The sequence below is a fragment of the Congregibacter sp. genome (assembly GCF_045107095.1).
Lineage (GTDB): Bacteria > Pseudomonadota > Gammaproteobacteria > Pseudomonadales > Halieaceae > Congregibacter.
The window spans coordinates 19,274-32,218 of sequence record NZ_JBGCFU010000014.1 but is presented as its reverse complement, the minus strand read 5'-3'; the positions used below and the strand labels follow the sequence as shown (position 1 = coordinate 32,218).

At 55.9% G+C, this 12,945-nt stretch carries 13 protein-coding genes; all 13 read right to left on the bottom strand.

Annotated features, from left to right (window positions below; translation table 11 throughout):
- Window position 1 precedes the first annotated feature (1 nt).
- On the bottom strand, window positions 2-928 hold the full coding sequence (locus tag AB8B76_RS03375) for a DUF368 domain-containing protein (RefSeq protein WP_405270277.1): 927 nt from the start codon (window positions 926-928) through the stop codon (window positions 2-4).
- On the bottom strand, window positions 921-1,589 hold the full coding sequence (locus tag AB8B76_RS03370; RefSeq protein WP_405270275.1) for a protein-L-isoaspartate(D-aspartate) O-methyltransferase: 669 nt from the start codon (window positions 1,587-1,589) through the stop codon (window positions 921-923). The genes AB8B76_RS03375 and AB8B76_RS03370 overlap by 8 nt, the downstream gene beginning before the upstream one ends.
- Complete coding sequence (ispF, locus tag AB8B76_RS03365; protein WP_405270307.1) at window positions 1,586-2,071, bottom strand: 2-C-methyl-D-erythritol 2,4-cyclodiphosphate synthase; 486 nt, start codon at window positions 2,069-2,071, stop codon at window positions 1,586-1,588. Before ispF ends, AB8B76_RS03370 begins: the two co-directional genes overlap by 4 nt.
- Complete coding sequence (gene ispD, locus AB8B76_RS03360; protein ID WP_405270273.1) at window positions 2,071-2,790, bottom strand: 2-C-methyl-D-erythritol 4-phosphate cytidylyltransferase; 720 nt, start codon at window positions 2,788-2,790, stop codon at window positions 2,071-2,073. The genes ispF and ispD overlap by 1 nt, the downstream gene beginning before the upstream one ends.
- Window positions 2,787-3,095, bottom strand: coding sequence for a cell division protein FtsB (gene ftsB, locus AB8B76_RS03355; protein ID WP_405270271.1), 309 nt, complete (start codon window positions 3,093-3,095; stop codon window positions 2,787-2,789). Before ftsB ends, ispD begins: the two co-directional genes overlap by 4 nt.
- Window positions 3,096-3,103: 8 nt before the next feature.
- On the bottom strand, window positions 3,104-4,390 hold the full coding sequence (eno, locus tag AB8B76_RS03350) for a phosphopyruvate hydratase (RefSeq protein WP_405270269.1): 1,287 nt from the start codon (window positions 4,388-4,390) through the stop codon (window positions 3,104-3,106).
- Between the two features lie 74 nt (window positions 4,391-4,464).
- Window positions 4,465-5,313, bottom strand: coding sequence for a 3-deoxy-8-phosphooctulonate synthase (kdsA, locus tag AB8B76_RS03345; protein ID WP_405270267.1), 849 nt, complete (start codon window positions 5,311-5,313; stop codon window positions 4,465-4,467).
- A gap of 18 nt (window positions 5,314-5,331) precedes the next feature.
- The gene (locus AB8B76_RS03340; RefSeq protein ID WP_405270266.1) at window positions 5,332-6,990 is read right to left on the bottom strand and encodes a CTP synthase; all 1,659 of its coding nucleotides are present in this window, start codon (window positions 6,988-6,990) and stop codon (window positions 5,332-5,334) included.
- A gap of 146 nt (window positions 6,991-7,136) precedes the next feature.
- The gene (gene tilS / locus AB8B76_RS03335) at window positions 7,137-8,423 is read right to left on the bottom strand and encodes a tRNA lysidine(34) synthetase TilS (RefSeq protein ID WP_405270264.1); all 1,287 of its coding nucleotides are present in this window, start codon (window positions 8,421-8,423) and stop codon (window positions 7,137-7,139) included.
- 13 nt (window positions 8,424-8,436) lie between these two features.
- The gene (locus tag AB8B76_RS03330) at window positions 8,437-9,384 is read right to left on the bottom strand and encodes an acetyl-CoA carboxylase carboxyltransferase subunit alpha (RefSeq protein ID WP_405270262.1); all 948 of its coding nucleotides are present in this window, start codon (window positions 9,382-9,384) and stop codon (window positions 8,437-8,439) included.
- Window positions 9,385-9,461: 77 nt separating this feature from the next.
- Window positions 9,462-10,757 (bottom strand): sodium ion-translocating decarboxylase subunit beta, encoded by a 1,296-nt coding sequence (locus tag AB8B76_RS03325; protein WP_405270260.1) that lies wholly within the window; start codon window positions 10,755-10,757, stop codon window positions 9,462-9,464.
- The gene (gene oadA / locus AB8B76_RS03320; RefSeq protein ID WP_405270258.1) at window positions 10,757-12,574 is read right to left on the bottom strand and encodes a sodium-extruding oxaloacetate decarboxylase subunit alpha; all 1,818 of its coding nucleotides are present in this window, start codon (window positions 12,572-12,574) and stop codon (window positions 10,757-10,759) included. The genes AB8B76_RS03325 and oadA overlap by 1 nt, the downstream gene beginning before the upstream one ends.
- The gene (locus AB8B76_RS03315) at window positions 12,567-12,860 is read right to left on the bottom strand and encodes an OadG family protein (RefSeq protein WP_405270256.1); all 294 of its coding nucleotides are present in this window, start codon (window positions 12,858-12,860) and stop codon (window positions 12,567-12,569) included. The genes oadA and AB8B76_RS03315 overlap by 8 nt, the downstream gene beginning before the upstream one ends.
- Window positions 12,861-12,945 lie beyond the last annotated feature (85 nt).

The following is a 12,945-nucleotide window of genomic DNA, read 5'->3' as shown; positions in this document are numbered from 1 at the left end:
CTTAGCGCTCCGGCCCACCCCAACGGCTTTCCAGCAACCAAACTGCAAGAAAACCCAAGAGCATCAATGCAAGACAAAGCAACAGTTGGTTTTCGCCAAACTGGGCACTGTAATAATTCGGAGACACCGGAACAGTTGCTCCAGCATCAGAACCTGGCACCTTCCACGGCCATACTACAAGGAGTGAGCCAAATAAAAACCCGGTGAGGGTGGCTAGAGTCGGACTGTGATGCTCTCTCAGGAGATAACTCAGCAGCCGCGAAAAAACCAGAAGTCCAAACCCGGCGCCCGCGGCAAATAGAGCGAGAGACACAAAGTCCAGCGTCTCGATCGCTTCGAGAACAACCGGATACATCCCAAGAAGAACGAGAATAAAGCTCCCGGATATACCTGGAAGAATCATCGCGCAGATGGCGAAGAAGCCCGCCACAAAAAAACTCCAGGACGCCACCGGCAAAGCAAACGCCGGGGACAAACCGATACCCGCTGCAAACAATACCCCTAGAGACAAGCCGACAACAGCTGACACTGACCATCGCGATACATGGCGCAGTAATACAAGGGCAGAAGCTAAAATCAGGCCGAAAAAAAACGACCACAAGACTAAGGGTTGCGTCTCCAACAAAAAGGTAATCAGACGCGCCAACGAGAACACACTGATTGCGATACCCAGAAGTAGTGTCGCTAGAAAGGCAGCGTCCGTGCGCCGAAATACTTCTTCCCAGCGCCGCGCAAAAACGCAGCGTATCAGCGTGACATCAAACGCAGTGATCGCATTGATCAGGCGCTGGTAGATTCCGGTGATAAACGCCATGGTGCCACCAGAGACGCCCGGGACAATGTCTGCCGCTCCCATGAGCACGCCTCTCAGCAATACGCCGGGGATCAGTGAAACGCCGGACTTTTGTGTGCCCGAAGGTTCATCCATTACCAAGACCCGGGAGCAGCGGCACAAAGCGTACGGGCTCAATGTCGTAGCGCTCAAACCCGGCATCAGTGCGCTCCACTACAACCAGTGTTTGCTCCCGACCACCGACGGGCATCACCAGACGGCCGCCCGGCGCCAACTGATCCAGCAATGATGGAGGCACTCGCTCTGGAGCCGCCGCCGCAAGAATACTGTCAAAAGGTGCCTGTGACTCCCATCCGTCAAAGCCATCACCATGGCGCATTTGGACATTCCGAAGCTTGAGCTGGCGCATGCGCTTTCTCGCCGCCATCAACAACGGCTTTATCCGTTCCAGCGAATACACCTCGCCGACAAGTCCCGCCAACACAGCGCTCTGATAGCCCGAGCCACTGCCAATCTCTAAAACCTTTTGAGGGTCACGACCGGCGATTAGTAGTTCGGTCATTCGAGCGACGATGTAAGGCTGTGACAATGTCTGCTGAAAACCAATGGGCAAGGCCGTGTCTTCATAGGCTCGATGAGCCATGGCTTCATCCAGAAACAGGTGTCGTGGCACGTTCCGCATAGCATCAAGCACAGCGATATTGCTGACGCCCTGCTCCTGTAAGCGCTGCACAAGACGCTCTCGCGTACGCTGCGAGGTCATGCCTATCCCTGAAACATCCGAGGTCCTGTTCATGAGCTCTGCAACAATACGACGGCGTGCACGGAAACACCCTCACCGCGCCCCACGTATCCAAGGCCTTCGGTGGTAGTGGCTTTTACTGACACCTGATCAATAGTCGCGGACAGGTCATCCGCGATATTTTTACGCATGGCATCGACATGCTCTGCCATCCGCGGGGTCTGAGCCACAATAGTGATATCCAGATTACCCAGGGTAAATCCCCCTTCGCCAACGAGGAGGGCGCAACGACGCAACAATTCCCGGCTATCAATGCCCGCATTGGCCGCATCAGTGTCTGGAAAGTGCTTACCGATATCACCCGCGGCAATTGCGCCTAAGAGGGCGTCACAAAGAGCATGTAGAACGACATCGCCATCAGAATGGGCCAGTAAAGACCGATCATGAGGTATAGAGACCCCGCCGAGGATGACCGCATCGGCGCCCTGCCCCGGCTCAGCAAAGGCATGCACATCGAAGCCGTGTCCGATCCGCATCAAGACTCTCTCCCTTCTATCGATACTTCCTGTGGATGAAGCTCTTTTAACCAAAATGCCGCCAATTGCATATCTGAGGCGTAGGTTACCTTGAGATTGCCTACAGAACCTCTTACCAGTTGTACTGCAAAACCGGACGCTTCCATAGCTGAAGCCTCGTCTGTCACAGCGTAGCCATTGGCCTGTGCCGCAGCTAGCGCACCCCGGAGTTCTCCCACGCGAAACATCTGGGGAGTTTGGGCGCTCCAGACAGCTTCGCGGTCCAGAGTCGCCGAAACATGATCACTCTCATCCGCGCGCTTTAGAGTATCTGTAATAGGCAAAGCCAGAATCCCGCCGACACCGGACCCAGAAACCGCCTCTATCAAAGTTTGCAGGTCGCTCTGTGACAAGCAGGGTCTCGCTGCATCGTGCACCAGCACCCAGTCGTTATCTTCCGCAGGCAGCGCTGCGATACCTGCCGCCACTGACTCAGCGCGGCTAGCGCCGCCGGCGCAGAGACTTACTCGCGCATCTTCCAGGACGCCGACCTTATCGAGAGCCAAGTCTGCTTTAGGCAAGGCAACCACGCAGCCACGAAGCTGTGAACAGGACAACAGGGCCCCAACGCTCCAATCCAGAAGTGTGCGCCCGTAAAGCTGTACATATTGTTTTGACTGCCCCTGAGACATCCGCGAGCCACTTCCCGCTGCGGGGACCACTGCCCACAGCTCGCTCACAACTGGGGCTCGGCAGCTTTCGGCACAAGCTTGGCGGGGTCCACGAACTGATAGTAAACCTCGTCTTCCCGGGTTAAACCAAGCTCTTCTCTGGCTCGCTGCTCTAGCACCGTGTTACCGGCCTTGAGATCCATCACTTGCCGTGCCAGCTCTTCATTACGTTCACGCAATATTGCATTCTCGCGCTGGGAATCCTGAGCCTGCTGCCGCAGGCGCAATAGCTCGAGACGCCCGCCCTCTCCCCACCAAAGGCGATACTGCAAGCCGGCGAGGAGCACAAAAAGTATCAGCAAGATCCAGCGCAAGTGAATTCCTAACGCGCAAACTCGGCACGCCCGCGATAGGGCGCAGTCGACCCCAACTCGGCCTCAATGCGCAGAAGCCGGTTGTACTTGGCCACCCTGTCCGAACGGCATAGAGAGCCCGTTTTAATCTGACCCGCGCCCGTAGCAACCGCCAAGTCCGCTATCGTCGTATCCTCTGTTTCCCCCGAGCGATGCGAAATCACCGAGGTGTAGCCTGCATCAGCCGCCATACCTATGGCATCCAGAGTCTCCGAAAGAGTGCCGATTTGATTCAGTTTAATCAGAATAGAGTTACCGACCCCGCGCTCAATTCCCTGCCCCAAAATCTTGGTATTTGTGACAAACAGGTCATCGCCCACTAACTGAACCCGGTCGCCGAGGCGCTCAGTCAGCAATTTCCAACCGTCCCAATCTGACTCATCAAGACCGTCTTCGATCGAAAGAATAGGATGTGCATCGGCAAGGCCTGCGAGATACTCGGTGAAGCCCGCACTATCAAAATCACGACCATCGCCGCCCAGCCAGTAACGCCCGTCACGGTAAAATTCTGAAGCGGCACAATCCAACGCAAGGGTAACGTCAGTGCCAAGCTTATAGCCGGCATTTGCCACAGCCTCACCGATAACTTCCAAGGCCGCTTCGTTTGAAGGCAGATCCGGGGCAAATCCACCCTCATCACCCACGGCAGTACTTAGACCTCGTGCCGAAAGTACTTTCTTGAGGTGATGGAAAATCTCGGCACCGCAACGCAATGCCTCGGCAAAACTAGTGGCTGCCACGGGTTGAATCATAAACTCCTGAATATCAACATTGTTGTCGGCGTGCTCTCCGCCGTTAATGATATTCATCATAGGTACGGGCATGCTCAAGGCACCCCTTCCATAGAGTTCAGCAATATGTGCGTAAAGCGGCTTACCCTTGGCAATTGCTGCGGCTCTTGCCGCTGCCAAAGAGACCGCCAGCATGGCATTAGCTCCTAAGGACTCTTTATTCTCGGTCCCATCCAGCGCTAGCATTGCATTATCGAGATCACGCTGGGCCGAAGCATCCATACCAAGCAAGGCCGTGCGCAAAGCACCATTGATATTTCCAACGGCTTTACTGACACCCTTACCAAGATAGCGCCCGGAATCACCATCGCGCAGCTCAAGGGCTTCTCGAGACCCGGTTGACGCGCCCGATGGCGCAAAAGCAGCCGCACAGGCTCCAGACTCGAGGGTTACCTCCGCCATAACCGTCGGGTTACCTCGAGAATCCAGCACCTCAAAACCCTGAACCTCAGTAATTCTGCTCACTTTTCATTCTCCCTAAATCGTGTGGGGATAGCGCCAGAGACACTTCAAACTCCGCGCGCCGTCAAAGATTAACTCTAGTCTATAGTAAGAGCAGGCAGCCCTTTAACCAGACTATCAACGGCTTGAACCTGCTCCAAAAAGGGTTTTAATTTATCGAGAGGCAAAGCACTGGGACCGTCACAGAGAGCCTTGTCAGGGTCCGGATGAGACTCGAGAAACAGGCCAGCCAGACCAACAGCCATTCCTGCTCTGGCAAGTTCCGTTACCTGAGATCGACGGCCTCCCGATGCAGCGCCCATGGGGTCTCGACATTGCAGCGCGTGGGTTACATCAAAGATCTGTGGCACGCCACCTGTTGCGTTACGCATAACGCCAAAACCGAGCATATCCACAACCAGGTTGTCATAGCCAAAATTGCTTCCTCGCTCGCAGAGCATAAGACGTTCGTTTCCGCATTCACGGAACTTCTCGACTATGTTGGCCATCTGGGACGGGGATAAAAACTGTGGTTTCTTGATATTGATCGCCGCGCCGGTTTCAGCCATAGCGCGCACCAGGTCAGTTTGGCGGGCCAGAAACGCGGGCAGTTGAATAATGTCGCAGACTTCAGCGGCGGCGGCCGCCTCATCCGGCGCGTGTACGTCGGTAATCGCAGGTACGCTGAATCGCGACTTCACCTCCGCAAGAATATCCAGCCCCTCACGTAACCCAGGGCCTCGAAAAGAATGAATAGAAGAGCGATTAGCCTTGTCGTAGGACGCCTTAAAAACCAGCGGGATACCAAGATCGGCGCATACAGATACGTACTCTGCGGCCACCTCCAGCGCGAACTCCCGGCTTTCGAGAACGTTCACACCACCGAGCAATACAAAGGGTGCGTCATTAGCGATACGCAAATCGCCGAGTTCTACTGTCTTTATCATTGGAGCGCCCCTATCCGATCAGCCCGCAGCCGTGTCACGAGCAAAGCGGTTCCCCGCAGCACGTTGACAGGCAGCTTGGATGTAACTTGTGAACAAGGGGTGTCCGCCTCGAGGACGGGAAGTGAATTCGGGGTGAAACTGACAAGCCACGAACCAGGCATGCTCAGGAAGCTCAACCATCTCAACCAGCGACTTATCCGCCGACCAGCCCGCAATCGCCATGCCGTGATCCTGAAGAGTTTCGACGTAATTGTTGTTGACCTCGTAGCGATGGCGGTGACGCTCGTTGATCACATCCGCTGCATAAATTTCGCGGATGCGCGTCCCCTCTTCCAGATGACAGGGCTGAGAACCCAGGCGCATGGTGCCTCCCAAATCTGAACTCTCATCCCGCTGTTCGGTGCTGCCGTCGGCATTCTGCCACTCGGTAATCAGAGCAACGATGGGGTGAGGTGTCTCCGGAGCCATTTCCGAGGAGTGTGCTCCGTCTAAACCACAAACGTTGCGCGCGTACTCCACCAACGCCACGTGCATTCCCAGACAGATACCCAAAAACGGAATATCGTTCTCGCGGGCATATCGCACCGCCTCAATCTTGCCTTCTACACCTCGGTCACCAAAGCCGCCGGGCACCAGAATAGCGTCTACCCCTTCGAGTATCCCTACGCCATCGCGCTCGATATCTTCCGCCTCAACGTAATCGACCTGAACATCCGTCAAGGTCTGAAGCCCTGCATGGGACAGCGCCTCGTTTAATGACTTGTAGGCATCCGGCAGTTCCATGTACTTGCCTACCATGGCTACACGGACCTTTGCCTGCCGTTCCGCGACCTGCCGCTGGAGCACCTCGTCCCACTCTCTGAGATCCGCCGGAGGGCATTCGAGATTGAATCGCTCCACGACAAAATCATCCAGTCCATTTGCATGAAGCGCACGAGGAATTCGGTAGATAGTGTCGGCATCCAGCAGCGGTATCACCGCCCGGGCTTCAACATTGGTAAACAGCGCGATTTTGCTGCAGGCGCTCTCTTCAATGGGAACCGTCGAACGACACAGCAGAATGTCGGGCTGCAAGCCGATGGAGCGCAATTCCTTAACGGAGTGCTGTGTAGGTTTGGTCTTAATCTCGCCCGCAGTAGCTATGTAGGGCACCAGCGTGAGGTGCATGAGAAGGGCCCGAGAGGAACCCATCTCCACTTTTAGCTGACGCGCCGCCTCTAAAAACGGCAGCCCCTCGATATCGCCTACGGTGCCACCGATCTCCACAACAGCAACATCGGCATCGCCGGCACCAGCAATCACCCGGCGTTTAATTTCATCCGTGATATGAGGAATAACCTGAACAGTCCCGCCCAGATAATCACCGCGACGCTCCTTGGCCAGGACCTGGTTATAAACACGCCCCGTAGTGAAGTTATTCCGACGACTCATCACAGCGCGGGTGAAGCGTTCGTAATGGCCGAGATCCAGATCCGTCTCGGCGCCGTCGTCGGTGACGTACACCTCACCGTGCTGGAACGGGCTCATAGTGCCGGGATCGATATTGATATAGGGGTCGAGTGTGAGCAGCGTAACCTTCAAACCACGAGCTTCAAGGTCCGCAGCAAGCGATGCCGCTGCGATACCCTTGCCTAGAGAAGAAACTACACCACCAGTCACAAAGACCAATCGCGTCATGTCACGCCTTCCTGTTGACTATGTCGTGAAACAGTCTCGGACGAACAGGATTACCAACAATCCGGGCCCGCGACCATGCGATAAGATGGGAGGCCAAGTTAACAGAAAGCGGGTTTCTCCTCAATCAGAAACCCGCAAAGAAGCGTTTATTTCTCGGGAAATTCTTCCCCTTTTCGAACAACTTCGACCCCCAGGGACGCAGCACGCGGAGAGTAACGTAAATCAGCCACCGCCAGCAGCTCTTCGGTCGATCCCGATCGCTGAATCAATAGAGGCAGGCGATCTCTCCACCAAGGGGGCACTTCCAGCTCCTGAAAGACCGTTTTGAGGTCCTTCCGCTGTCCACTAGAGAACTCAATGCGCTCACCGCCTTGCCGGGACCTCAGGGTCAGATCAAGAGGCTCTGCGCCTTCTTTTAATACAACCTTCAATTGCCCCATAGACGGCCACGGCTGCCATTCTCCTAGGCGTACAGGAGCCTCTAGAGGCGGATTCTCTTTCAAGCTTGGAAGCAAGTACACCGCATCCCGGTAACGCTCAATAATCCAGCCTGCACCACATAGCTGCGCGCCGGCGCCCTCCCGCAACTGCCTTAGAAACTCGTGCAATCGCGCCGAAGGTGGCGCCGTCAGGGATCGCTCGCGTAACCATTTTCGCAAAGAAAGTGCCGCAAGGGCTGGCTCGTCGGGAAGGTCGCTCACCCGAAAGCCCGGGTCTTGAAGAGATCCCGTCACTACCGCCAGGTAAGGCGCGGGAAGATACTCATTGAGTTCGCGCAGCTGAGTCGCCGCTCGCGACAGGGTTGCGCGGTATCCAGGCCAGCGCTGAGCAAGCAGCGGCATGAGTTCCTGGCGGAGATAATTGCGATCAAAGCGAATATCACTATTGCTGGGATCATCAACCCAGACCAAGGCATGATCCTCTGCGTAGGCCTCCAGATCAGTGCGCGGCAGTCCAAGCAGCGGCCTTAACAGCACTGCTGAACCCAAAGTCCGGCTTAGCGGCATACCCGAGAGCCCCTCGGGACCTGCTCCCCTAAGCAAACGTAGTAGCAGAGTCTCTGCCTGATCGTCCTGATGATGGGCCATTAGCAAAATATCGCCTTCACTTAGGATCGTCTCAAACCAGCGATAGCGAGCAGTGCGTGCAGCAGCCTCAATCCCCTCTCCGGCGTCGACAATCGCAAGCGCGGTAGAGTCGAAGGCAATATCAAGACCCTTACAAACCTCCTCGCAATGCTGCGCCCAGCGCATCGCATCGCCATGGAGCCCATGATTGGCATGCAAACCGATAGCATCAGGATGGTTTTTTGCAACAGCGTGCAGCAGGACCGTAGAGTCCAGCCCCCCGCTATAGGCGACGAACACACGCCGCGCTGCTGCTAGCGTGGCCGCGTGCTGAGTAATCGCATGAAGAACGGGGCTTTGAGCCACCCCAGAGTGAACCTCAGTTGCCGTAGGCGAGGAGCCGCGCGTAACGGGCTTCGAGCATTTCATCGGTATCCATGGCCTTGAGCTTATCCAATTCCGTAGCGATATGCTCTCGGATACGCTCTCCCATAAGGGCAGCGTCTCTGTGCGCGCCACCCAAAGGCTCGTCGATGCTAGCGTCGACAATGCCTAGTTCCTTCAGCTTCTCAGAGGTCACACCCATAGCCGCAGCAGCGTCTGAGGCAAATTCCGAAGACTTCCAGATGATATTCGCGCAGCCCTCGGGAGAGATCACAAAGTAAGTGGCGTACTGCAACATGGCCAGGTGATCGGCCACGCCAATACCCAGCGCTCCACCAGAGCTTCCTTCGCCGATAACTACTGACACGATAGGCGTCTTCAGCCGTGACATCACCGCGAGGTTGGTGGCGATCGACTCGGATATGCCGCGCTCCTCGGAGTCGATGCCGGGATAGGCCCCCGGCGTATCAATAAGCGTAATCACCGGCAAACTAAAACGCTCTGCGGTTTCCATGAGTCGCAAGGCTTTACGGTAGCCCTCGGGCTTGGGCATCCCAAAATTACGGTAAACCTTATCTTTCACCGAACGCCCTTTCTCTTGCCCGATCACCATGACCGATTCGCCGTTAAGACGAGCAACCCCTCCGACTATCGCTTTGTCATCGCCAAAGTGGCGATCGCCATGAAGCTCATCGAAGTCTTCGAATATCAGCGGCAAGTAATCAAGGGTGTAGGGGCGTAAGGGATGTCGAGCGACGCGCACCACATCCCAGGGGCTCAGATTGGAAAAAATCTTTTCCGTGAGCTTTACGCTCTTTGCTTTCAGCTCTCCCAACTCGCTGGAGAGGTTGAGCTCAGCCCCGGAACCCACATGGCGCAACTCCTCGATTTTCACCTCAAGCTCGGCAATCGGCTGTTCAAAATCGAGATAATTGGGGTTCATGGGCGACACGGCATCTAAGGGTTAAGCTGCGATTCTACCGAAAAGCAAGCCGCGCCTCCATCAACTTAAATCGGCGATCAGCTGACAAGAGTGATCATCACTCCCGCCGCTACCGCAGAACCGATAACACCGGCCACATTCGGCCCCATGGCGTGCATCAACAAGAAATTGTGAGGATCCTCGTCAAGCCCTATCTTATTACTGACTCGCGCGGCCATGGGCACGGCGGACACTCCCGCAGAGCCTATAAGAGGGTTGATAGCTGTGCCGCCCCAACGATTCATGAGCTTTGCCAGCAAAACGCCCGATGCTGTCCCTACGCTAAACGCGACGATCCCCAGGGCAAGGATTCCCAGCGTGTTTACGTCTAAAAACTTGTCTGCGACGAGCTTTGAGCCCACGGCAAGACCCAGAAATATGGTGGTAATGTTGATCAGGGCGTTTTGAGCAGCCGCGCTTAAACGCTCTACCACACCGCATTCTCGCATCAGATTACCGAAACACAGCATTCCCAAAAGCGGCGCTGCATCTGGCAATAGCAAGGCCACCAGAATCAGGAGCATTAAAGGGAACGTGATCTTTTCCCGCCGACTCACCTCGCGTAACTGCACCATCACAATCTGTCGCTCTTCTTTGCTGGTAAGAGCGCGCATGATCGGCGGCTGAATAAGTGGCACCAGAGCCATGTAGGAATAAGCCGCGACGGCGATGGCGCCAAGCAAGTCCGGCGCAAGAATACTGGAAACATAGATTGCTGTAGGACCGTCGGCCCCGCCAATAATCCCAATAGCAGCTGACTGCGCCAGGCTGAAGTCTGTCACACCCAAAGACGTCAGACCCACTGCACCGAGCACCGTTGCGAAAATACCAAACTGGGCGGCGGCACCGAGAAGAAGTGTTCGAGGGTTGGCCAGGAGTGGTCCAAAATCTGTCATTGCGCCCACCCCCATAAAAATAACCAGAGGGGCGACTCCACTGCCAATAGCCACGCTGTAAAAACTGTAAAGCATGCCATCGCTCAGGCCCGCATCGCGCGCCAGTTGCAGAGCCTCAAGCTGCACTGCCTGAGGAGCCAGCTCCAGCGCAGCGGCGATACTCGCAGGATCCGCAGTACTAGCGAGTAGCGTCGCCAAAGCCGCAAGCAATTCAAGATCACCTCCGTGGAGCGCTTTATCCACCGCCGAGTATGCGAGCCCCGCGCCGGGAATGTTTGCCAGCAGCCCCCCAAACCCTATGGGCACCAACAGCAGGGGCTCAAAACGTCGATGAATTGCCAGATAAAGCAGCAAAAGCGCAATACCCAGCATTACGGCCGAGCCAGGATCCATCTGAGCAAGGCCGGAGGCGCCCCAAAGCTGGGCCAAACGATCCATTAGTGGGTGTCCATCTCCAGGAGAGCATCGCCGACCGCCACCGCGTCACCCGCTGCCACAAGAATCGAAGTCACCGTACCGTCTTTGGGTGCGCGAACTTCTGTTTCCATCTTCATGGCTTCCAGCATCACAACGACATCGCCCGCTTTGACAGCATCGCCTGGCGCCACTGCCAAACTCACAATATTCCCTGCCAAAGGCGCATTGATCGCCTCGGCATCCAGGGCGGCTGTCGGCGTTGCCGCGGGTACACTCGCGGCTGCCACGGCTTGGACGTCCCCCAAATCACCACCCTCCGACACTTCCACGACATAGCGCTGTCCGTTAACCGACACGGTATACACGCCAGTCTCGCCGTCGCCGGTCGCTGGCGTGGAAGTGACAGCCTTCACTGGCGACTCCACAGGCGCTTCTGTACCCGGCACCGGCTCGAAGGCGGATGCGTCACCGCGCTTATCGAGAAACCGCAGCCCCACCTGAGGAAACAGTGCATAGGTGAGTGCGTCGTCAACCTCCCCTTCTCCGGGCGCAAGGCGAATACTCTTCTCAGCCGCCAGGCTGCGCAGCTCGGACTGCAAGACTTCCATTTCGGGTTGCAGTAAATCTGCGGGGCGACAGGTAATAACTTCACCGCCCTCCAGCACCCTTTGCTGAAGCTCTTCGTTAACCGGCGCTGGAGTTACGCCATACTCGCCCTTCAATACACCCGCTGTTTCACGAGAGATGGACTTGTAACGCTCACCAGTCAGCACGTTAAGTACCGCTTGAGAACCCACGATCTGTGACGTCGGTGTCACCAGCGGAATAAAACCCAGGTCCTCTCGAACCGCGGGAATCTCTTCCAGTACTTCCCCCAGACGATCTCCGGCATTTTGCTCTCGAAGCTGATTCTCCATGTTGGTCAACATCCCGCCGGGAACCTGGGCCACCAAAATGCGTGAATCCACTCCCCGCAGTGAGCCCTCAAACTTCGCATACTTCTTTCTAACGTCGCGGAAGTAACTCGCAATGCGCTCCAGCGCCACAAGATCCAAATCCGTGTCTCGGTCAGTGCCCTCCAGAATCGCCACCAACGCTTCTGTCGGCGAGTGGCCATAGGTCATGCTCATACTCGACACCGCGGTATCGATATTATCGATACCCGCTTCGATACATTTCAGGTTGGTGGCCGTGGACAAGCCAGTGGTGGCATGGCACTGCATGTGAATAGGAATAGAGCACGCTGCCTTCAGGCGTGTAACTAATTCAAAACCCACGTAGGGACGCAATAGCCCTGCCATATCCTTAATGGCAATAGAGTCGGCCCCCATATCTTCGATGCGTCGCCCCTGATCGACCCAGCCTTCAATGTCATGCACGGGACTTAGGGTGTAAGCGATAGTGCCCTGGGCATGTTTCCCCTGGTTCTTCACGGCCTTAAGCGCCACATCAATATTGCGCATGTCGTTCATTGCATCAAAGACCCGAAAAACGTCCACGCCATTGATGGCTGCGCGCTCCACAAACTTCTCGACCACGTCGTCGGCATAGTGGCGGTATCCGAGCAGATTCTGGCCTCGCAGCAGCATTTGCTGGGGAGTATTTGGCATGGCTTTTTTCAGCTCACGGATACGATCCCAGGGATCTTCCCCCAGGTAGCGAATACACGCGTCGAAGGTCGCACCACCCCAGGACTCCATAGACCAAAAGCCAACGGCATCAAGCTCTGCGGCGATCGGCAACATGTCATCGATGCGCATGCGCGTGGCAAACAGCGATTGATGCGCGTCACGCAAAACCAGTTCAGTGATGCCTAACTTTCCGGGATGATCAGACATGGGGTTTCCTTTGATCATTAGCAGATGCGGGAGGTGCCAATTTCCGACGACGATGCTGGTGCACAGCCGCACTAATCGCGGCCAGGATTTCAGGTGTCGGTGCAAGTGCTGCGTTGACAGAACCTACAGAACGTTGGGGAACGACTATCGGAGCTTCTGGAAAGAAGCGCTGTATCACTGTCGACATTAACCGCGTGGCAAAAACCAACACGGTCAGGAAAACCACCACCGTGCCCATACCATAGACAAGTAGTTCAAGACCCTGCGACAGCAGATTGGCGTTCATGCGAATCCCCCTAGATTCCACCATCATAAACGAGGGGCAGGCCTCGGGTCACGGTAGCTGTGTGCAGTAGCAAGTCTGCGTATAC

Excerpts from the sequence above, each read along its gene's own strand:
- kdsA (WP_405270267.1), bottom strand. The coding sequence starts at position 5,313 with ATGATAAAGACAGTAGAACTCGGCGATTTGCGTATCGCTAATGACGCA.
- AB8B76_RS03340 (WP_405270266.1), bottom strand. The coding sequence starts at position 6,990 with ATGACGCGATTGGTCTTTGTGACTGGTGGTGTAGTTTCTTCTCTAGGC.
- AB8B76_RS03370 (WP_405270275.1), bottom strand. The coding sequence starts at position 1,589 with ATGAACAGGACCTCGGATGTTTCAGGGATAGGCATGACCTCGCAGCGT.
- ispF (WP_405270307.1), bottom strand. The coding sequence starts at position 2,071 with ATGCGGATCGGACACGGCTTCGATGTGCATGCCTTTGCTGAGCCGGGG.
- AB8B76_RS03315 (WP_405270256.1), bottom strand. The coding sequence starts at position 12,860 with ATGAACGCCAATCTGCTGTCGCAGGGTCTTGAACTACTTGTCTATGGT.
- AB8B76_RS03325 (WP_405270260.1), bottom strand. The coding sequence starts at position 10,757 with ATGGATCGTTTGGCCCAGCTTTGGGGCGCCTCCGGCCTTGCTCAGATG.
- oadA (WP_405270258.1), bottom strand. The coding sequence starts at position 12,574 with ATGTCTGATCATCCCGGAAAGTTAGGCATCACTGAACTGGTTTTGCGT.
- AB8B76_RS03375 (WP_405270277.1), bottom strand. The coding sequence starts at position 928 with ATGGATGAACCTTCGGGCACACAAAAGTCCGGCGTTTCACTGATCCCC.
- AB8B76_RS03330 (WP_405270262.1), bottom strand. The coding sequence starts at position 9,384 with ATGAACCCCAATTATCTCGATTTTGAACAGCCGATTGCCGAGCTTGAG.